The organism is Vibrio sp. 10N.286.45.E10 (assembly GCF_002874195.2).
GTDB lineage: Bacteria > Pseudomonadota > Gammaproteobacteria > Enterobacterales > Vibrionaceae > Vibrio > Vibrio crassostreae.
The window spans coordinates 2,792,217-2,811,755 of sequence record NZ_MCWD02000001.1; the positions used below are offsets into that span (position 1 = coordinate 2,792,217).

At 45.5% G+C, this 19,539-nt stretch carries 17 protein-coding genes; 3 read left to right on the forward strand and 14 right to left on the reverse strand.

Annotation, left to right across the window (positions count from 1 at the left end; genetic code table 11):
• Nucleotides 1-63: 63 nt before the first annotated feature.
• The 13 genes from BCU34_RS12585 to pilM all read right to left on the reverse strand — a co-directional run bounded on the left by BCU34_RS12585 (nt 64) and on the right by pilM (nt 14,672).
• Complete coding sequence (locus BCU34_RS12585) at nt 64-2,658, reverse strand: ExeM/NucH family extracellular endonuclease (RefSeq protein ID WP_102478449.1); 2,595 nt, start codon at nt 2,656-2,658, stop codon at nt 64-66.
• A gap of 385 nt (nt 2,659-3,043) precedes the next feature.
• Nucleotides 3,044-4,060 (reverse strand): tryptophan--tRNA ligase, encoded by a 1,017-nt coding sequence (gene trpS, locus BCU34_RS12590; RefSeq protein WP_016796005.1) that lies wholly within the window; start codon nt 4,058-4,060, stop codon nt 3,044-3,046.
• A 151-nt stretch (nt 4,061-4,211) separates the two neighbouring features.
• Complete coding sequence (locus BCU34_RS12595) at nt 4,212-4,898, reverse strand: phosphoglycolate phosphatase (RefSeq protein ID WP_048659158.1); 687 nt, start codon at nt 4,896-4,898, stop codon at nt 4,212-4,214.
• Between the two features lie 102 nt (nt 4,899-5,000).
• Nucleotides 5,001-5,675, reverse strand: coding sequence for a ribulose-phosphate 3-epimerase (gene rpe / locus BCU34_RS12600; RefSeq protein ID WP_102478448.1), 675 nt, complete (start codon nt 5,673-5,675; stop codon nt 5,001-5,003).
• A gap of 204 nt (nt 5,676-5,879) precedes the next feature.
• Nucleotides 5,880-6,725, reverse strand: a complete 846-nt coding sequence (locus BCU34_RS12605) for a Dam family site-specific DNA-(adenine-N6)-methyltransferase (protein ID WP_048659159.1) — start codon at nt 6,723-6,725, stop codon at nt 5,880-5,882.
• Between the two features lie 69 nt (nt 6,726-6,794).
• On the reverse strand, nt 6,795-8,312 hold the full coding sequence (locus tag BCU34_RS12610) for an SPOR domain-containing protein (protein WP_102478447.1): 1,518 nt from the start codon (nt 8,310-8,312) through the stop codon (nt 6,795-6,797).
• 79 nt (nt 8,313-8,391) lie between these two features.
• Nucleotides 8,392-9,480: a 3-dehydroquinate synthase gene (gene aroB, locus BCU34_RS12615; RefSeq protein WP_017061124.1), complete on the reverse strand. Its 1,089-nt coding sequence runs from the start codon at nt 9,478-9,480 to the stop codon at nt 8,392-8,394.
• A gap of 25 nt (nt 9,481-9,505) precedes the next feature.
• On the reverse strand, nt 9,506-10,024 hold the full coding sequence (gene aroK / locus BCU34_RS12620; RefSeq protein WP_017061125.1) for a shikimate kinase AroK: 519 nt from the start codon (nt 10,022-10,024) through the stop codon (nt 9,506-9,508).
• Between the two features lie 176 nt (nt 10,025-10,200).
• Entirely contained in the window at nt 10,201-11,895 is a 1,695-nt protein-coding gene (locus BCU34_RS12625; protein WP_102479222.1) for a type IV pilus secretin PilQ, read from the reverse strand.
• A 59-nt stretch (nt 11,896-11,954) separates the two neighbouring features.
• Complete coding sequence (locus tag BCU34_RS12630; protein ID WP_102479221.1) at nt 11,955-12,473, reverse strand: pilus assembly protein PilP; 519 nt, start codon at nt 12,471-12,473, stop codon at nt 11,955-11,957.
• Nucleotides 12,460-13,071 (reverse strand): type 4a pilus biogenesis protein PilO, encoded by a 612-nt coding sequence (locus tag BCU34_RS12635; protein ID WP_102479220.1) that lies wholly within the window; start codon nt 13,069-13,071, stop codon nt 12,460-12,462. The genes BCU34_RS12630 and BCU34_RS12635 overlap by 14 nt, the downstream gene beginning before the upstream one ends.
• Nucleotides 13,064-13,663, reverse strand: coding sequence for a PilN domain-containing protein (locus tag BCU34_RS12640; protein WP_102433302.1), 600 nt, complete (start codon nt 13,661-13,663; stop codon nt 13,064-13,066). The genes BCU34_RS12635 and BCU34_RS12640 overlap by 8 nt, the downstream gene beginning before the upstream one ends.
• Complete coding sequence (gene pilM / locus BCU34_RS12645; RefSeq protein ID WP_102479219.1) at nt 13,647-14,672, reverse strand: type IV pilus assembly protein PilM; 1,026 nt, start codon at nt 14,670-14,672, stop codon at nt 13,647-13,649. The genes BCU34_RS12640 and pilM overlap by 17 nt, the downstream gene beginning before the upstream one ends.
• Nucleotides 14,673-14,823: 151 nt before the next feature.
• Here pilM and BCU34_RS12650 point away from each other — a divergent pair, with 151 nt between their 5' ends.
• Complete coding sequence (locus BCU34_RS12650) at nt 14,824-17,385, forward strand: penicillin-binding protein 1A (protein ID WP_170960850.1); 2,562 nt, start codon at nt 14,824-14,826, stop codon at nt 17,383-17,385.
• 111 nt (nt 17,386-17,496) lie between these two features.
• Here BCU34_RS12650 and oxyR read toward each other — a convergent pair whose 3' ends face one another.
• Entirely contained in the window at nt 17,497-18,390 is an 894-nt protein-coding gene (oxyR, locus tag BCU34_RS12655) for a DNA-binding transcriptional regulator OxyR (protein ID WP_102433305.1), read from the reverse strand.
• On the opposite strand from oxyR, the gene BCU34_RS12660 reads away from it, so the two are divergent.
• Both BCU34_RS12660 and BCU34_RS12665 read left to right on the forward strand, forming a co-directional pair.
• Nucleotides 18,389-18,568, forward strand: coding sequence for a hypothetical protein (locus BCU34_RS12660; RefSeq protein WP_102433306.1), 180 nt, complete (start codon nt 18,389-18,391; stop codon nt 18,566-18,568). The two genes, oxyR and BCU34_RS12660, sit on opposite strands and share 2 nt — an antisense overlap.
• Nucleotides 18,569-18,612: 44 nt before the next feature.
• Complete coding sequence (locus BCU34_RS12665) at nt 18,613-19,341, forward strand: glutathione peroxidase (protein WP_048659171.1); 729 nt, start codon at nt 18,613-18,615, stop codon at nt 19,339-19,341.
• Nucleotides 19,342-19,539: the final 198 nt, after the last annotated feature.

Consider the following 19,539-nt stretch of genomic DNA (forward strand, 5'->3'; position numbering starts at 1 on the left):
AGATAGCCTTAAGTTACCTGAATTGGCTTGCTTGTATGGCTTGCCAATCTACTTACGATTTAGCTACTTGCGACGACGCCACATTGCTAGACCAAACAATGACATCAATGCACCCAAGCCGAATGAACCGCCGACTCTGAGCTCAAGAACCGCAGGATCATGATCCGATGAACGGAAGTGATCTTGGTACTTAGGCAGATCGCCTTTATACTCTTCGTTGTAGTCAAACAACGTCGATTCGCCACCGTTAATGTGCCAGTCAGTTGCATCCACAACCATGTCTTTCAGGCTGTCGCTGATCAACAGGTGATCCAGTGCGCCCACTTCGTCATTGTATGAGTAGCTCCAGCTGTCTGGGTGCTTTTGAGCCACAGCATTAATGTAACCGTAGTTCTTAGTAATCACCGCGCCGTTATCACCAAACTGTTCAACACCATCAATGTAAGTGTTACGAGCCGCTTTGATTTGCTTACCGTATTTCTCTTCAGAGTAATCCGTTAGCACCAGCATTGGATCTTCCATGCCGTACGAGTTCATATCACCCAGGATCACTTTGTGACCTTTGATACCATCGAGCGCTTCACCCAGTGCCACCGCCGCAGCTACGCGGAAGTTCTCACATGAGCCTTGCTTGTCGGCATCAACACCACCTTGACCACCCTGTTCAACCGGTGCTGCATCTTCCCAACACTTAGAGCCTTTAGATTTAAAGTGGTTAATCGCTACGGTCAGTTTCTCTTTGGTACCTTTGACCTTGAAGGTTGGCGCTAATGAGTCACGCTGGTAGTTCTTACCGTCCTCAATCACCTTACCTGAATCGTCTAACACCTCTGGTGCTTGTTGGCTTGGCATCGCGATAACGCGGCTGTCTTTTAGCTTAACTACCTTCTTACGGTAAATAACACCCGTTGTGATTACGTCAGTACCAATCGAGTCCATCTCGTCGGTTACGCCATCTTCATTTGAATCAACAGCGACAAACGTATAACGGTCTTTCTTACGCTCAATGCGATCATTCAGCTGGTTAACAAGCTGTTGAATCGCTGAACCTTCACCAAAGCCGTTGTTCTCAATTTCCATCAAACCAATGATGTCAGCGTCTAGACGAAGAATCGCGTTCACAATCTTCTCTTGCTGCATTTCAAACTCAGTGATGGTGTTCGCGCCACGGTTGTTGCCGTGCTGGTTCGCGTCACCGCCAAATGGAGAGTTGAAGTAGTTCAATACATTGAAGGTCGCAATACGCAGGTCACCTTCATCCATGTCTGGTTTGTCAGTACGTGGGTCGTTACGAACGAAGTTTTCAGCCGAGATCTGGTTAGTCGCAATTAAACGGTATTCACCGTAGCTGTAAGTCAACACACCTTCTAGGCCGACAATGGTGTCATCGATACGGATGTAGTCTTCGGTCGAACCATCTTGGTCGATGTCGGTACGGCCAAAATCTGGGTAGAAAGGAACTTGTCCGTCACCCGCTTTTTGATCCGTTTCAACGAAAAGGCGACGATCAGCGTTGTCTTCTGTTTGTTGTTTCGCTTCATCAGAACCGGCAGCAAAAAGCTGGTTCGGCTGCATGTTGATACGCTCATGGGCTAATACCATGTTGTTACGACGACCTGCGTAGTCATAACCGAAGGTACGCGTCACTCGCATATCAAGCGCTTCGGTTGTTTTCAGCAACATGCCTTCGTAGCGTTCAAGCGTTGCAGCGAAGTTCTCATCACTGTCTAGCGCTTCAATCACCGTCGCTTCAGGGGATTGCTGTTCGCCCTGCTTTAGCCATTGGTTGTTTTCAACTTTAAGCTGAGTGTGGCTGTAGTATTCTTGAACCTTACCTTTCACACACACCACATCACCCGCAACTAAATCTGAGCTTGACTGGTTAGTGTGAATAAATAGACCTTCAGAGGTACTTGAATTGAAGTCATCCTCAATCGCTTGCAGATAGAAGCCTTTGGTTAGGCCAGTAGTCACTGCGCTAACTACACCTTTTACGAAGTATTCATCGTCGGTGATGTACGGGTAGCCATCGATGAACGGTGATGTTGCACCCTCGCCTTGGATCTCTTGAATGGTGGTAAATACCGGGTCTGAGCCATCTTCTGTACAAGTAAAGGCTTCTGGCAGCTCAACACTGTCTAGTGAACCTAGCCCTTCAATACTGTCTTTTGGTAGCGATACCCATTGTGAAGCATCAAACGTCGCAGAAGGTGTTTGTGTCGCACGAACCAAAGTAACATCTTTGCCCCAGTCCACATCGCCCATCAAACCAACAACATCATGCACCGAACCATCTGCATTCAAGATAGCTAGCGGGTCGTCACCATTATGATTAGCCAATGAAGCATTTAGAATGTCAGCGACCGCCTTAATCTCATCACTAGCACTGGTATGAGCAACAACAAGCACCTCACCGGGCGCTAAAACGTGGCCATCTAAAGGTAAAGTGGCGCCCCATGATCCGTTGCCATTGGCAGACTTCGCCAGTGAGTAACCATCTAAGTTAATGCTGCTATCGCCGTTATTGGCGATCTCAACCGCTTTGTTGTAGCTGCCGCCTTCCACATATTGTGAAATAAACAAATCAGCGTGTGCGCTTGTGGTTAACAAGCTACCAATTGCCACTGCTAGCAATGAAGGTTTGTGTAAAAGAGCCATCCGTTTCACCTGAGTTCATTGATTTATAGTCACTGCCATCTATGGGCAGTCATGTATTTTGTGGTAACTATCAGGTTTATTTATGAAAGGAATAAGTCAGTTGGCAAGAAAATGAGGAACTTATCACTTTGGAATCATCAATTGTTTGGCACGTTATATATTTCCAACATATATAGAAATGAGTATGAATTTATAAAGTTCAGAAGTGCTGAATAAGATCATCTGCACAGCATTAATATGATGGATATGCTAGTCAGATACTGCGTAAATTATCAATTCAAACAAGGGGTTTTCGAGGAAGGTAAATGGAATGGGCATTAAAAAGCCCAAAGTAAACAAAAGCTACTTTGGGCTCAAATTTTCAAGCGAGTCGTGTTAGTTCACCCTATGGGCGAGTAACAAAACCTACTGCTTCGTATGCTTTTTTCAGTGTTACTGCAGCACGCTCAGACGCTTTTTCAGCACCCGCTTTCATTACTGCGTCCATGTAAGCACGATCAGCACGGATACGGTGGTATTCAGCTTGAATCGGCTCAAGCATCTCAACTAATGCTGCGCCTACATCTTTCTTGAATGGACCGTACATCTCAACACCTTGGTATTGCGCTTCGATCTCTTCAAACGTTTTACCTGTCGCTGCTGAGTAAAGACCCATTAGGTTAGAGATACCCGCTTTGTTTTCCCAATCGTGAGCAATACGTGGCGGTGTTTCTGCATCAGTTTGCGCTTTGTTGATCTTCTTGATGATCGACTTAGGCTCTTCTAACAGAGTAATCACGTTCTTACGGTTATCATCCGACTTAGACATCTTCTTAGTCGCATCTTGCAGGCTCATTACACGTGCATTCACTGTTGGAATGTAAGGTTCTGGCACTTGGAAGATTGGCGTTTCAGGACCGTAGATGTTGTTGAAACGAGTTGCGATATCACGCGCTAGCTCTAGGTGTTGTTTCTGGTCACTACCTACTGGCACTTGGTGAGCACCGTAAAGCAGGATGTCTGCAGCCATCAACACTGGGTAGTCGTATAGGCCTACGTTTACGTCGTTTGAGTGACGTGCAGACTTATCTTTAAACTGAGTCATACGGCTCAGTTCACCCATTTGCGTGTAACAGTTAAGAAGCCAACCAAGTTGAGCATGCTCTGGTACGTGTGACTGAACAAATAGCGTGCTCTTCTTTGGATCAACACCGACAGCAAGACAGATTGCGAGTGCGTCTAGAGTCGCTTCATGCAGTGCTTTCGGGTCTTGGCGAACCGTAATTGCGTGAAGGTCTACAACACAGTATTGGCAATCGTAATCATCTTGCATCTGTTGCCATTGACGTAGAGCACCCAAGTAGTTACCGATACTTAGTTCACCAGATGGTTGAACACCACTCAATACGATGGGCTTGCTCATGGTTTTAATTCCTTTGCTTATTCGCTAAGTTTATTGAACGCTTAGCTTCTTAACTTAAATATAGAAAAGCCGCACAGCTCTTTCTGCGCGGCTCATCCAGTGTACTCATTGATAAGTATTTTGCTAGTGGGTTAGCTAACTTTTGTCCGCTTTATGCTGAAACTAGAACGACATCTAGTAATTGAGCAACGTTATCCGCCACATAGTCAGGGTTTGATGCTGAAATTGGCTCACCGTGATTGTAGCCATAAGTCAGACCAAACGAGTGGCAACCCGCATTCTTAGCCGCTTTGATGTCGTTGCTTGAATCACCAACCATCAACATCTCTTCCGCTTTAACGTTGTGCTTTTCTAGCAACCAGTTCAGCGCTACTGGATTCGGTTTTTTCTCTGGGAAAGAGTCGCCGCCTAAAACATCAACAAAGTACTTATCGATACCGTGTTGCGCCAGAACGTCGGGTACAAACTTCGATGGTTTGTTGGTCACAAGCGCCATAGTGAAACCCGCATTATGCAGCTCTGCCAGCGTCTCTTTTACTGATGGGTAAAGGTGGCTCAGCTTGTGGCCGCCCTGCTCGTAGAAATCATCAAACAAGATGCGTGCTTTCTTCAGCAGCTCAGGATCTAGGCTTGGATCAACAGTTAGGTTACGGCTGAGTGAACGCCCGATAAGCACGTCAGCACCATTGCCAACATAGTCGCGAACTTGTTCTTCACTCACTGAAGGGAAACCCAGCTCCTGACAAGCTTGGTCAGCGGCGACAGCTAAATCAGGCACGCTGTCTAACAAGGTTCCATCCAAATCAAAGGCGATCAGTTTTATTGAGCTTAATGACATCTTACTTTCCTATTAATTATATTCGTCTTATGTGTTGAGCGATAAGACGTAAAAAAGGGGCCAATGAGCCCCTTAATATTCAATCTATCTGTAGTTTTACGATTATGCGTTTACTTTTGCAAGCTCTGCACGCATCTCATCAATCACTTCTTTGTAATCCGGTTGGTTGAAGATAGCAGAACCCGCAACGAACATATCTGCACCCGCTTCTGCGATTTCACGGATGTTATCCACCTTCACACCGCCATCAATCTCAAGGCGAATGTCGCGGCCTGACTCATCAATCAGCTTACGAACAGCACGTAGTTTATCTAGCGTGTGAGGAATGAAAGATTGACCGCCGAAGCCAGGGTTCACAGACATTAGTAGAATCATGTCTACTTTGTCCATGATGTAATCTAGGCAAGAAAGCGGTGTTGAAGGGTTAAGAACCACACCCGCTTTACAACCGTGCTCTTTGATGAGCTGTAGAGTGCGATCGATGTGCTCTGAAGCTTCAACGTGGAAGGTAATCATTGATGCGCCCGCTTTTGCAAACTCAGGAACAATACTGTCCACAGGCTTAACCATAAGGTGAACATCGATAGGAGCAGTAATACCGTAGTCGCGCAGCGCTTTACAAATAGGCGCGCCAAAAGTCAGGTTAGGTACGTAGTGGTTGTCCATCACATCGAAGTGCACAACATCAGCACCAGCTGCGAGTACTTTTTCTACGTCTTCACCAAGACGAGCAAAATCTGCAGACAAAATCGATGGAGCGATTAGAAAATCTTTCATACCAAACCTCTTAAGAGTGAGTAAATTACAAATGTCACCGTCTTAGTGATATCTCATACACAAATACAAGACTCAAGTCCAAGACTATTTGGTGTGCAATTCTACCTAAGCACCTAAGCAGATCCTAGCAGTTCGAAAGATTAGTTTAAGAAAGTATCCGTTGGTCACTCAATTTTATGAGTTTGGCGGCTGTTCTGACCAGAACTATTCCGCTGATGTGTGTTGCTGGTTTTTCTCTTTATGGAAAAGCGCCAGCAGCTCATCAACTTTATTACGCCCAGCGCCATTACGGCTGATGGTGCGTTTCACCTTGACCACGTTTAACTCAGCACCATGATATAAGCGACGCGTTAGTGTCGTATCGTGGTTTGAAATCAAAACAGGAATACCACGCTCCATTGCTGCTTTTTCAGCAACATCCGCCAATGCAGCTTGGTCATCTAAGCTAAAGCCATTACCTGCGTATGAGGTAAAGTTAGCCGTGTTCGACAACGGTGCGTATGGAGGATCGCAGTAAACCACACAGCCTTTGCGCGCGCGGCTAAAGGTTTCATGGTATCCCTCACAGACGAAGGTGGCCTTTTTCGCTTTCTCGGCAAAAAACTCCAGCTCGGCTTCTGGGAAGTAAGGTTTTTTGTAAGAACCAAATGGGACGTTAAAACCGCCCTTCTTGTTGTAACGACATAGGCCATTAAAGCCAAATCGATTCATATACAAGAAAGCCAACGAACGATACATGACGTTATCTGTACCATTGAACTCAGCGCGAATATCTAAGAAGGCTTCTTTGCGGTTGTTCTCAGGACAGAACCAGCGCTTCGCTTCCGTGATATAAGTTTCAGGATCGGTTTTAAGTAGGTTGTACAGGTTGATAAGATCGGGGTTGATATCTGCAAGCAGGTACTGTTCAAAGTCAGTATTCAGAAATACTGAGCCGGCACCGACAAACGGTTCTACCAATTTACGAGCAGGTGGCAGGTGACGTTGGATGTCTTCAACTAGGCCATATTTACCACCAGCCCATTTTAGAAAGGCACGCTGCTTTTTCATTTACTGCTCTATCTATCAACTCAAAAATAAGGCTGCGGAATGTAACATATTTTGAGGCTAAGCTCAGGGTTATTTCGCACGTTCTATCTCTCGATGCACTTGATTCATCGATTTTGCCCAAGGTTCCAACTGTTGAAGGGGTTTTGATAACGCACTTACCGCGTCTCGCGCCACTTGAATCGTTGGGTAATCTTGATAAGTGATGATAAACCACTTGGTGTCGTTACGAAGTGTTGGGTAAATACGAACCTTGTTCTCAAGGTCATATTCTTCAATGAAGGATTGCACATCCTCCAATGAGGTCATCGCACTCAACTGCAAGGTATACGCGCGCGGCGAGATAGCTTGTAACTCTTCACGAGCAAATGAGAAGGTAATCTTTTTAGTCGGCGGTGTTGAATCAGTTAGATCTGATTCTTCATCAACTGTTGGTTGTGGTTCGGCTTGTGCTGCATCAGGTTGCGCGCTAGCCGCTGCCTCTGTATTTTCCTCAACAGCCGCATCAATCGCGCTGGTATCGGCACTTTCAGGCTTATCATCAAGCAGAGCATCAACCACGTCAGAGGTGATCACAACGCGTTGCTGATCTTGTTCCACTTCCCCAACACTCGCGGTATCTTCAACGACAGTTGGCGGCAAAGATGAGCTATCGTCGTCAGCGCCTTGGTAACTCATGTCAGCTTCGGTTTCAGAATCTACCATTCCGTCGATACCAGCTTGCTCGGTACCACTTTCCACTTCAAAAGTTGGGATAGCTGTCTTTTCAATCGGTGCGATAAGCGACTGCGCTTTATCGTCTGGTGTTGGCTGACTGAACATCCACCAATAGCCGCCACCAATTAAAACCAACAACAAGGCCACCACAATCGCGATATTGATCGGTGAGCCAATAATTGAGCGAATAATAATCCTTTTTTCCACTTTCAATTCTCCTAAAGCCATTAACTCACCGGGCAGAGGTTGCGCTTTACTAAACGCACGTCGCACGCGAGTTTCAGACTCATCATCAACATATCGAATCACCAGTGATTCAAAGAAATGTTCAGCTTCTGGTTGCGAAAGGTCATCGATCTCGAGATCGATAGGCTTGTGTTGTTGACCGTAACTCAAACGCGTTAATAACGTATCTAAGTGGCCAGGTTCCGAGAAGAGAACGATATTGATCGTCCATTGAGGGTTTGATTGAGCTTCTAGTACCAACATCCATAATTCGGATACCAATAGCTCAGAAAGTCGTTGGGCATCATCAACGACGATAACCACATTACACGGCTCTCCATCCAGTAACCTAGTCAGGCTATCTGATAAAGAATCATGTTGATTAAACAGGGGTTCAGAAACAATTTGGCTAAGAATAAGCGCGCGGCGTTGTTGATCGTCTTGGCTTGGATGACAAAGCAGTAAACACTGATTTTTTTCAGTCGACCACGCTTCCAGATAACGCTGAGCTAACCAAGAACGGCCCGAGCCAGTTTTACCAGCAACCGTGACTAGGTTTGAACCAAAGTTAGTCAAAAGCTGTAAGCGCTCTAGCAGCTCAACTTGAGATTCTAACTCTAATACTCTTAATTCATGAGCCAAACTCATTGGGGATCCCTACTGATAAGATCGATCAGTAAAACGCTTCAGTTGCCTAGAGTTTAGCTAGGCAACCTCACAACCAAATTTAAAGAGTACGGCAGAAATCGATCGCTTGTTTAATGATGTCTTGAGGCACATCAGCAACCACTTCAGCAGTACCAATACTTGTTGGTAATACCAAACGCAACTGACCAGACAGCACTTTTTTATCGCGCATCATGTGCTTCATAAAGTCTTCAAAAGACATGCTTTCTGGCGTATGGATTGGTAGTTTCGCATTCTTGAGTATAGAAATAATTCGCTCAAGTTGCTGCTGAGAGATCAGCCCCTGCAATTGAGCAGTTTTCGCTGCCATTACAGTGCCTGACGACACAGCTTCACCATGTAGCCAATTACCATAGCCTAGTTCTGCTTCAATCGCATGACCAAATGTATGACCTAGGTTCAATAACGCTCTGATTCCTGACTCTTTTTCATCTAAAGCCACCACTTCAGCCTTAATTGCACAACAACGAGCAATCGCGGTGATCAGTGCCTCTTCATCAAGTTGATAAAGTTTCTCTAGATTCTGCTCCAACCAATCAAAGAAGGCTTCATCGTAAATGATGCCGTATTTGATCACCTCAGCAATGCCAGCTGCAAACTCACGCTCTGGAAGCGTTGATAAACAGTTAGTATCGATGATCACAGATTTCGGTTGGTAAAAAGCGCCGATCATATTCTTACCAAGAGGATGGTTTACTGCGGTTTTACCACCAACAGAAGAGTCCACTTGAGAAAGAAGGGTCGTCGGGATTTGAATGAAATCTATACCGCGCTGGTAACAAGAGGCAGCAAAACCGACCAAGTCACCGATTACACCACCACCTAAAGCAATCACCACCACATCGCGGCTGTAATTTCCTTCAAGCATGTAGCTCATCACTGAATTGAACGTTTCAAGGGTTTTGTACTGTTCACCGTCTGGCAGCTCGAGAAGAGATGTCTGACAGCCTACTTGATCCAATAGCGATAAAATTTTATCTGCATAAAGAGGCGCTACTGTCACATTACTGATAACAACAACTTTCTGTTTGCCTGATAAAAAAGAAAGGTACGCCGGGTCTTCAAATAACCCGGCGCCAATAGAGATAGGGTAGCTACGCTCAGCTAGATTGACCGTAATCCGTTCCATGGGTTTGCTCTCCGAAAAAATGAACTTAACGTTCTTCTAGCATTTTTACGATCTGGTTGGCTACCACTTTTGCACTTTGGTCGTCAGTACGAACTGTGTAGTCCGCCACTTCTTCGTATAGTGCGTTGCGAGATACAGCTAGATCTTCTAGCACATCACGCGGGTTGTCTGTTTGAAGTAGAGGGCGTTTCTTGTCGCGGTTAGTGCGAGCAAGTTGCTTTTCAATTGTTGTCTCTAGGTATACAACAATGCCTCGTGCAGATAGACGGTTACGGTTTTCTTTGCTCAACACTGAACCACCACCTGTCGCAAGAACAATACCTTGTTCTTCTGTCAGATCATTGATTACAGATTCTTCGCGCTTACGGAAACCTTCTTCGCCCTCAACATCAAAAACCCATGCGATGTCTGCGCCAGTGCGCTCTTCAATCACAGTGTCAGAGTCTAGAAACTCCATATGAAGTTGGGAAGCTAGGTGTCTACCAATTGTACTTTTGCCGGCGCCCATTGGGCCAACAAGAAAAATATTGCGTTTCTCAGCCATGTTTTTAGCAGTAATTTACAACGTTAATTCAATGACATCGCCACAAGGTAGGTCAGTACAAGTACTGAAATTAAAAGGCCCGTGGCACCGATTCCTCACAGATAATTCGTGATAAGACCCGAAATTATCAAGGTTAGGTGCCACTAATGCAACTTTATTTTTAATCTAATTGTTCATTACTGAATCACAACTTTGGGTGTGACAAAAATAAGTAGTTCACTTTTACCCACATTTTCATAGCTGCGACGGAACAATGCACCCAAAACTGGCAGGTCTCCCAACAGAGGAACTTTATCCACCGTGCTGCTTACGCTGTGTTGAAATATCCCGCCAAGAACGACAGTTTCACCATTATTAACAAGCACTTGCGTACCTATTCTTTGCGTGTCAATTGCTACCGCTTCCCCTGTTCCGGTCTTGACCACTTGCCCAGGTCTATCTTGAGTCACGCTCAAATCCAATACCAAACGATTGTCGGGTGTGATCTGCGGCGTCACCTTGAGGCTCAATACCGCTTTCTTAAATGCGACCGACGTTGCACCACTTGAAGAAGACTCTAAGTAAGGGATTTCAGTACCTTGCTCAATATAAGCGGGCTTTTTATTGGTGGTGATTAAGCGTGGGCTAGAAATAATCTCAGCTTTCGACTCTTGTTGAAGTGCCGACAGTTCAAGGTCGAGCAAAGTATCCGACCCAAGCTTGGCGACTTGAAAAGCAATGCTCGATGCATTCGGCGATGTCGCCCCCAAGTTAACGTTGAGGTAGTCATCAATCGCACTGTTGCCACCATCATCGTCATACGGTGTGATTTGTGATGGATGATTACCTTCTATTGAACCACCAACGGTGAAGCTTCCGTTGGTCGAGGAAACACCCCAGCGCACGCCAAGCTCATCAAGATTACCCTCAGTGACGGTCACGATACGCGCCTCTATCTGCACCTGTTTCACAGGAATATCTAAGGATTCAATGATGCCTCGTATCACGGCAATGTTCTCCTCCAACTCACGAATCAATAAAGAGTTAGTGCGCTCATCAATGGTAATCGAACCGCGATCAGACAACATGCTGACCGCACCTTCACCGCCAATCATGTCGGCAATATCGGTGGCCTTAGCAAAGTTAATCTTGATGATTTCCGACTTAAGCTCCCCAAGCTCCTCTTCTAAACGCGATTTTTCTAACGCTTGTTGCTCTCGAAGATCGAGCTCCGCTTTAGGTGCCACCAAGATAACATTACCATCAACTCGCTTATCCAAGCCTTTAACTTGCAAGATAATGTCGAGAACTTGCTGCCAAGGTACGCCATCTAAACGTAAAGTGAGGTTTCCGGCGACCGAATCAGATACGACTAAGTTAAAATCGTTATAGTCGGCAATCAGCTGCAGGACATTTCGTACTGGGATGTCTTGGAAGTTAATCGATATCAGCTTGCCCTCTTTCTCTAGAACGCTTTTTTCTTTGGTCACTTGATCGATAACTGGTTTGCTGATCACCACCTCAATAAAACGTCCCTTTAGATTGTATTCATACTGATAGTCATTGCTAATCGTCGCTAGAAGCCGAGTGCTTGGTGTCTCTTTATAGACTTCAATACCTTCAACCAAGGTAGCGAAGTCTTTTACATCTAGTAGGTAAAGCTTGTCATCATCAACCTGAGTATTGATCAACTCGATACTTAACCCTTCCTGAGCACGTTGAACATCCACCACAGCGGTGCTGGTCGCCAGCTCAATGATAATGACGGCGTCTTTATCCTTATTAACCCTAAAATCAATATTCTCTAATTTATTTGGTAAGCTCTCTGCGTAACTGAATACGCTAAAAACCAACATCACAGACACCATCAAGCCTTTCAGCCCTTTGTTCATTGACTCACTTATTCCTTTAATCATATTTACATCTCATATCCACATCATGTGACATTGGTTTACTTCAGAGCCAGCCTAACGTTGCGCTTATGCCAACAACCTAAGCCATCTGGAAGAGTTTCATTAATCTGAACGTACTGGCTGGTCACCTTAGTAACTCGGCCATTGTTTAGGCCAATAAACTGGCCTCTTTTCACATTGACGACATTTCCCTTGGGGGTTTGTACAAGCCCAAACACACTCGTTCCACTGCCCATCACACCTTTCAAGCGCAATTTACTCAGTGGGTATTTCTCTAACTTGCCACTGCGAGCACGAGCGCTAGGTTGCCAGCAATCTTTCTTCACCAAAGGCTGGTTTTGCACGATCGCTTCTTTGGGTAGTTCAAAGGGAGGGCGAAAAGCACGTCGTTGATAGGTAGCGGCTGAGAACTCAGTCGCAGGAACAAGCTGCTCAACTTCTTTTCTCGCTTTGAGCTCAACCTGCACCACGAAGTCTTCTAGTGAATCTTGATTGGCTTTGCAGCCCGACAACATCAGCAGTAACAACGTTGAATAGAGCGCGCTATTGGGCCTCATCGTTGACCTCCGATTTAAACTGGTAGGTATAAGCTCGAACCCTAAAGTGAAGTGTGCTGCTTTCTTGGCTCACTCTCTGCCAACTCACATCATCAAAGCTGATGATTCGCGGGAGCTTAGCGATAGCTGCAGAGAAATCACCAATCTCGTGGTAATCACCTGTCAGTTCGATGTTAAGAGGTAAGCGGTATAGGAAAGCTTTGTTCTGTTTTTCGCCCCAGTCGATTCGGGTAAAGGTTAGTGAGTTGTCTAAGCCAAGCTCATTGACTGATGCCAACATGCTCGCCAACTCCTTTTGCACAGGCAGCTGTTCTAACAGGTAATCATAGCGACTGGTTAGTTCATCCAGCTGACTCTGCAATTTAGGCAAGGCTGCAACCTTATTGGCCTTAATTCGCAAGGTCGTCTTTAAGGTTTGTTCTTGTTGCTTCATCTGTTGCAGTTCATCGTCGAGTGGCAACACATAAAGCCAAGTGCCTACACCTTGGATTAACACTATCAACACCAGAATCACGAGAAGCTGAGGCAGCAATGGCCACTCGGTGATCTCATCAACATCGAGATCTTGCAAGCTCATTCTATTTTGAAGGTTAGCCATGATGCGTCTCCTTCTCTTTTCTGCTCGCGGTTGTGTTTTCTAAAGAGACAGGGCTAAACACAAAAGAGACCTTGAAGGTCTGAAATTCTTTATTGAAGCGTTTCCGGTTATGAACGATAGAGTGCATCTCGACCCCTTCCAGGGAATCTGAGCGCTCTAAGTTGTCCAACATAGTCGCAAGACGAGCGGTACTGTCACTGATGCCCGACATCTCAATCTCCTGACCATTCATCTTTATCTTGTCGACATACACGCCCTCAGGAATCAGCTCTGGCATCAGGTTCATGAAGTCGGTGGTTTTATTGCGGCCAAGCTGCAAAGACTCCACCACATCAAGTCGAGTGAGAATGGCTTTGTGCTCTTGTTCGGCGACTTTTAATGACTGAATTTGTCGGTCGAGCTCAGCGATGTATTGATTAAGATAATTGAGGCGCGCTTGCTGCCTGGCTTGTTGGTCATAAAAGTAGTTACCGACCGCCCATTGCCCACCAAGCGCAATGATGACGCCAAGAATAACCAAATGAACAAAACGCTTCTTATGCTGAGCACGAATCTCATCACGCCACGGCAGCAGGTTAATTTGATGCAACATGCTTTTCTCCCTGCCACTTGAGTCCGCTCATCGCCATACCCGCGGCAATACCAAAGTGTTGCCAGTCCATTGGCAGTCGACGTCTCTTGGCGACCTTGTTCTCAAACAGAGACAAAGGATTCAATGACTCACAGCTCAGCTGAAAATGGCGCTCTAACTCTTCGGTTACCATAGGAATACTCGCACCCTCACCCATCAGCCAGATCCCAGAGATAGGTTGCTGCGCATTTCCAGATGAATAGAGCTGTAATTGGCGCTTGAGCTTCTCAATCAAATGAACAATGAATTGATGGGTATCTTCAGCCGTGCCGAACACACCTTCTATATCACTTGGGTTATCCGAGCTGCGAAGATCTTGAGTACCAAAAGCGATGTCTTTATAGAAAGGCGCTGAATTCTGCGGGATAACTCCTAACGACGTTTGGTCGATTCCAACATCCACCAGCAACCAGTTATTCTTATCGGGATACAAGCGCGAAGCCAATTGCCAGATGTTTAGCAGCCCATGAGCCTGTGTATCTACCACCACAGGTTTAAAACCAGCCTTAGTTAATGCATCCGCTCGGCTATCGACGACTTCCTTACGAGTGGCGTACACCTGATAACTGCTTGTCGAACCTTTACCAAATCGTTTGTCTTCCAGCTTTACAAAATCTAAACTCAGCTCCTCGATAGGAAAGGGAGATTGATGGGCGAAGGTTTGATAGATAGAAAACTCTTTTTCTCTGTCTTCTAACTCACTCTCTATTTGTAGTACTTTGCTGATCACAGTGTTATCAGGTACCGAAATGGCGACGTTGCGACAACCAAAAGGCAGTCCTTTCCTAAGTTCTTTAAGTTTCTTAACAGTTTTCTGATACTCCAAAGTATGGTTAGCTGTAAAAATGTCGTCCGAAATCGGCAGCTCTTTGTATCCCACTAGGGCATACAACTCCCCCACGGGTTTTAGTACCACGGCTTTGATGCTGTGATGATTTATATCTATACCTGTAATTAATGATGAACCCATGTGACCTAGCTCCTGAAGTGCCAAGCATTTCGTTGATTATCTAGGGGTTGTGATTATTAGTTAAATAAGCGTTAATAAACGAAAGCTAAGTTTTTAGCCTAGAGTACAAGGGTTTGCTGCTTATCAGCCTTAACTAATCAGGGATTATCCGGTGAAGTTCATAAAGCGATTATTCATATTTACATTGATTTGCATGATTCTTGGAGTCAGTACAATTTTCGGGTTTTATTATTACGTAAAACCAGAGTTGCCTGATGTTGCCACTTTGCGCGACGTAGAACTCCAAACGCCGATGCAAGTCTTCAGTCAAGACGGTAAGTTGATCTCTCAATTTGGCGAAAAGCGTCGTAATCCGGTGACTTATGACGAGATTCCTCGCCACTTAGTTGAGGCTCTGATTGCCACCGAAGATAGCCGTTTCTATGAGCACCCTGGTATTGACCCAATCGGTATCACACGTGCAGCACTCGTGGTTGCAATGTCGGGTTCAGCAAAACAAGGGGCGAGTACCATTACTCAGCAGCTTGCGCGTAACTTCTTCTTATCTAATGAGAAAAAGATTATGCGTAAGATCAAAGAGATCTTCATTGCGATCCACATTGAGCAACTGCTTAGTAAAGAAGAGATCATGGAGCTTTACGTAAACAAGATCTTCCTTGGTCACCGTTCGTATGGTTTTGGCGCTGCAGCACGTGTTTACTTCGGTAAGGATCTTCCTGATCTAACACTGAGTGAAATTGCGACACTTGCGGGTATGCCCAAAGCACCTTCGACAATGAATCCTATTTACTCTGTTGAGCGCGCGACTAACCGTCGTAACGTCGTATTGCGTCGTATGTTAGACGAGCAATACATCACTCAAGCAGAGTTCGATGACGCTCGTAGCGAAGAACTTATCTCGAAATACCACGGTGCAGAGATCGAACTGAGCGCGCCGTATGTTGCAGAAGTTGCACGTGCTTGGATGGTGGAACGCTACGGTGAAGAAGCTTATACATCAGGCATGAAGGTCTACACGACTGTTGATTCGAAACTGCAAAAAGCAGCGAACCAAGCCGCAATTAAGAACCTACTTGGCTACGATGAGCGTCATGGCTACCGTGGCGCTGAAAAAGTATTGTGGCAGACTGCGCAATCAGCGTGGGATCAAGAACAAATCGTTAAACACCTTAAGTCTCAACCAACCTATGGTGACCTAGTCCCTGCTGTTGTTACCGCAGTTAATTCGAAAAGTGCGCAAATTTGGGTTAAGAACCAAGGTAAAGGCACTATCGAATGGCAAGGTATGAACTGGGCACGCAAATTCCTAACGGATAACCGCCAAGGACCAGCGCCTTCTCAAGCAAAAGAGATTCTAGCTGTTGGTGAACAAATCTGGGTTCGCCATGAAGCCGTTACAGGCGATGAAGTCTCTGAAGAGCCGACAGAAGAGTCAGCGACTGCAGAATCAGAAACACCAGTTGTATGGCGACTTAGCCAAGTACCTAATGCGAACACCGCATTTGTTGCAATGAATCCGAACAACGGCGCTGTGTTGTCGATGGTGGGTGGCTTTAACTTCGTACACAACAAGTTCAACCGTGCAACGCAATCTATTCGTCAGGTGGGTTCTGGTATCAAACCATTTATCTACTCAGCAGCGATTGAGAAAGGCTTAACGCTAGCCTCACTGATCAATGATGCCCCGATTAACCAATGGGATAAGAGCCAAGGCACAGCATGGCGACCAAAGAACTCGCCACCGACTTATGTGGGTCCAACTCGTCTACGTATTGGCTTAGCTCAGTCTAAAAACGTAATGGCGGTACGTGTACTACGCGAAGTAGGCCTGGATGATACTCGTAACTACCTTACTCGATTTGGTTTTGATATTGACGAAGTACCGCGCTCTGAAACTATTGCGCTAGGTGCTGGTAGCTTAACGCCAATGAAAGTAGCGCAAGGTTACTCGGTATTCGCTAACGGTGGTTACTACGTTGAACCTTTCTACATCAGCCGCGTTGAGACTCCATTTGGCGAGACTGAGTTTGAAGCGACACCAAAAGTCGTCTGTAAAGAAGATTGCAAACAGACCATCACAGCCGATCCAATGGCGGATGAGTTTGCAGAGCAAGACGTGGATGCGAAAGTTCAATACGCACCTCAAGTTATCTCTGAGCAGAACGCATTCCTAGTTCGTGAAATGATGTACAGCAACATCTGGGGCGGCGGTGATTGGAGTGCGGGTACAGGTTGGAACGGTACAGGTTGGCGTGCACAACCACTGAAACGTCGTGATATTGGCGGCAAAACCGGTACGACTAACGACTCGAAAGATACTTGGTACAGCGGCTACGGCCCTGGCATGGTTGCAACGGTATGGGTTGGTTTTGATAACCACAACCGCAACCTAGGCAGAACCAAAGCGAACTCAAACCTTGGTAAGAACCAAATTACGGGTGCAGAAGCTGGCGCGAAAACAGCAGAACCTGCATGGGTTGATTTCATGGGTACTGCGTTAGCGGGTGTTCCTGCTGAACGTAAAGAGATTCCGGAGAACATCGTTCGTGTTCGTATCGACCGTGAAACTGGCTTATTGACTAATAGGTTCGATAGCTCATCAATGTTCGAGTACTTCGAAAAAGGCACTGAGCCAACCGAGTACATCACAGAACGTTTCAATGACGACATCTACTCAACCTCATCAGGTGAAGCAGTAGAAGAACTGTTCTAGCTAGGGTTTGTTGAACCTAGTAAGTTGAACCAACAAAAAGGGTTGATATGAATTCATATCAACCCTTTTTTTATATCTATACCTTACCAGCTTGGGCTCTGAGATCGAGTGTTAAGCTGTTTTCTCCAGTTGAGTTCGGATAGTCTCAGCCAATTGCTCGAAACGTCCCTTCAATGGAGAACCCGGACGGTAAGCCACGACAATTCTACGTGAAGGCGTTGGATTCACCGCAGGTACGTAACACACACCGTCTTTCTGCTTCTCTTTCGGCACAGATAGCTGAGGAAGCAAGGTAATACCCGCCCCCGCCGCAACCATGTTACGCAGCGTTTCTAAGCTAGTCGCCTTAAAGCGCTCATCATCTTTGGCGCCCGCCGCAAAACAGAAGCCCAAGGCTTGGTCTCTTAAACAGTGACCGTCACCTAGCGCCAGTACGGTCTGTCCATTTAGCTGCAGCATATCGATAGTGTCTTGCTGAGCCCACTCGTGGTCACATGGAACGGCAACACTTAAGGGCTCGTCATACACATCAATCTCTTTGAACACCGCGGTTTCATCAACTGCAGCCAGTACCAAGCAATCAAGCTTGCCATCTTCAAGTTGACTCACTAGCTGATGGGTCTGAGCTTCATGCAAGTAAAGCTCAAGATCTGGGAAGCTCTCTTTAAGATGAGGAACAATCTTAGGCAAGATGTAAGGACCCACGGTTGGAATAAAACCAATGTGCATTGGCCCCGTCATCGCTTCACCGTGGCCACTCGCCATATCTTTAAAAGTTTTCACTTCATTGAGAATACGCTTGGCTTGTTCAACAAGTTGTAACCCTGATTCTGTAAATATCACCTTCCTTGGACTACGCTCGGTTAACTGAAGTCCGATTTCATCTTCTAGTTTGCGTATTTGACCGCTTAGTGTTGGCTGACTGACAAAGCACGCTTCTGCCGCTTTTCGGAAGTGTTTATGCTCTGCGAGCGCTACCAAGTATTCAAAGTCACGAATGTTCATGATCAGTCTCTTACCTCAGGTTTTAATAAGAACAAGGGTTCTAACAAAAACATTTAAAAGAAAAATGCCATTGATAGAATTTACCTATCAAAACCATAACATCAAACGATTAGAGCTATCAAAGGATTTATCTAATAATGGGCTCAACGAAACGAAACAGAGCGAAGAAAAACGTTAAGCTCTGATAGAACAAAATTAAAAATACTATTTAAGGAAATCAATATGTTTGCATCTAAAGAAGGTCAATCAATCCCTCAAGTAACATTCCCAACTCGCCAAGGTGATGCATGGGTTAACGTAACGACTGAAGAGCTATTCAAAGACAAAACAGTTATCGTATTCAGCCTACCAGGTGCGTTTACGCCAACATGTTCTTCAAGCCACCTACCTCGTTACAACGAGCTACACTCTGTATTCAAAGAAAACGGTGTTGATGACATTCTGTGTGTTTCAGTAAACGACACATTCGTAATGAACGCTTGGAAAGCAGACCAAGAAGCAGAAAACATCACATTCATCCCAGATGGTAACGGTGATTTCACAGACGGCATGGGTATGCTAGTTGAGAAAAACGACATCGGTTTCGGCAAACGTTCATGGCGCTACAGCATGCTGGTTAAAAACGGCGTGGTAGAAAAAATGTTCATCGAAGAAGACGTACCAGGCGACCCGTTCAAGGTTTCTGATGCAGATACTATGCTTAACTACCTTGCTCCTGAGCACAAAGAGCAAGAGTCAATCACAGTATTCACTAAGCCAGGCTGTCCTTTCTGTATGAAAGCAAAACAGAACCTAATCGACAAAGGTCTAAACTACGAAGAAGTGGTTCTAGGTAAAGATGCAACAACAGTAAGCCTACGTGCAATCTCTGGTCGCACTACTGTTCCTCAAGTATTCATCGGTGGTAAACACATCGGTGGCAGCGAAGAACTAGAAGCTTTCCTAGGTTAATCACTTAGTCGCTAGTAAACGCTTAGTAAATAAATAGCAGTAATACCAGCTAACCCACCCTCTTGTGGGTTAGCTATTCCAAACACTCTTATCTGAGTTTTGGAAAAGAATATAGCTTGTGACGCGCTAGCTTTTAACTAGCCTATCGTTAGTAACAAGAAGCTGAATCACAAGCTAAAACTAATAAAACAGAATCAT

What these genes read in the sequence shown, in the direction of transcription:
- BCU34_RS12640 (WP_102433302.1), bottom strand. Translation starts at nt 13,663, where the DNA reads ATGTTGCATCAAATTAACCTGCTGCCGTGGCGTGATGAGATTCGTGCT.
- rpe (WP_102478448.1), bottom strand. Translation starts at nt 5,675, where the DNA reads ATGAAAGATTTTCTAATCGCTCCATCGATTTTGTCTGCAGATTTTGCT.
- trpS (WP_016796005.1), bottom strand. Translation starts at nt 4,060, where the DNA reads ATGAGCAAGCCCATCGTATTGAGTGGTGTTCAACCATCTGGTGAACTA.
- aroB (WP_017061124.1), bottom strand. Translation starts at nt 9,480, where the DNA reads ATGGAACGGATTACGGTCAATCTAGCTGAGCGTAGCTACCCTATCTCT.
- oxyR (WP_102433305.1), bottom strand. Translation starts at nt 18,390, where the DNA reads ATGAACATTCGTGACTTTGAATACTTGGTAGCGCTCGCAGAGCATAAA.
- BCU34_RS12665 (WP_048659171.1), top strand. Translation starts at nt 18,613, where the DNA reads ATGTTTGCATCTAAAGAAGGTCAATCAATCCCTCAAGTAACATTCCCA.
- BCU34_RS12605 (WP_048659159.1), bottom strand. Translation starts at nt 6,725, where the DNA reads ATGAAAAAGCAGCGTGCCTTTCTAAAATGGGCTGGTGGTAAATATGGC.
- pilM (WP_102479219.1), bottom strand. Translation starts at nt 14,672, where the DNA reads ATGGGTTCATCATTAATTACAGGTATAGATATAAATCATCACAGCATC.
- aroK (WP_017061125.1), bottom strand. Translation starts at nt 10,024, where the DNA reads ATGGCTGAGAAACGCAATATTTTTCTTGTTGGCCCAATGGGCGCCGGC.
- BCU34_RS12660 (WP_102433306.1), top strand. Translation starts at nt 18,389, where the DNA reads ATGATCAGTCTCTTACCTCAGGTTTTAATAAGAACAAGGGTTCTAACA.
- BCU34_RS12595 (WP_048659158.1), bottom strand. Translation starts at nt 4,898, where the DNA reads ATGTCATTAAGCTCAATAAAACTGATCGCCTTTGATTTGGATGGAACC.
- BCU34_RS12625 (WP_102479222.1), bottom strand. Translation starts at nt 11,895, where the DNA reads ATGAACAAAGGGCTGAAAGGCTTGATGGTGTCTGTGATGTTGGTTTTT.
- BCU34_RS12630 (WP_102479221.1), bottom strand. Translation starts at nt 12,473, where the DNA reads ATGAGGCCCAATAGCGCGCTCTATTCAACGTTGTTACTGCTGATGTTG.
- BCU34_RS12610 (WP_102478447.1), bottom strand. Translation starts at nt 8,312, where the DNA reads ATGAGTTTGGCTCATGAATTAAGAGTATTAGAGTTAGAATCTCAAGTT.
- BCU34_RS12585 (WP_102478449.1), bottom strand. Translation starts at nt 2,658, where the DNA reads ATGGCTCTTTTACACAAACCTTCATTGCTAGCAGTGGCAATTGGTAGC.
- BCU34_RS12635 (WP_102479220.1), bottom strand. Translation starts at nt 13,071, where the DNA reads ATGGCTAACCTTCAAAATAGAATGAGCTTGCAAGATCTCGATGTTGAT.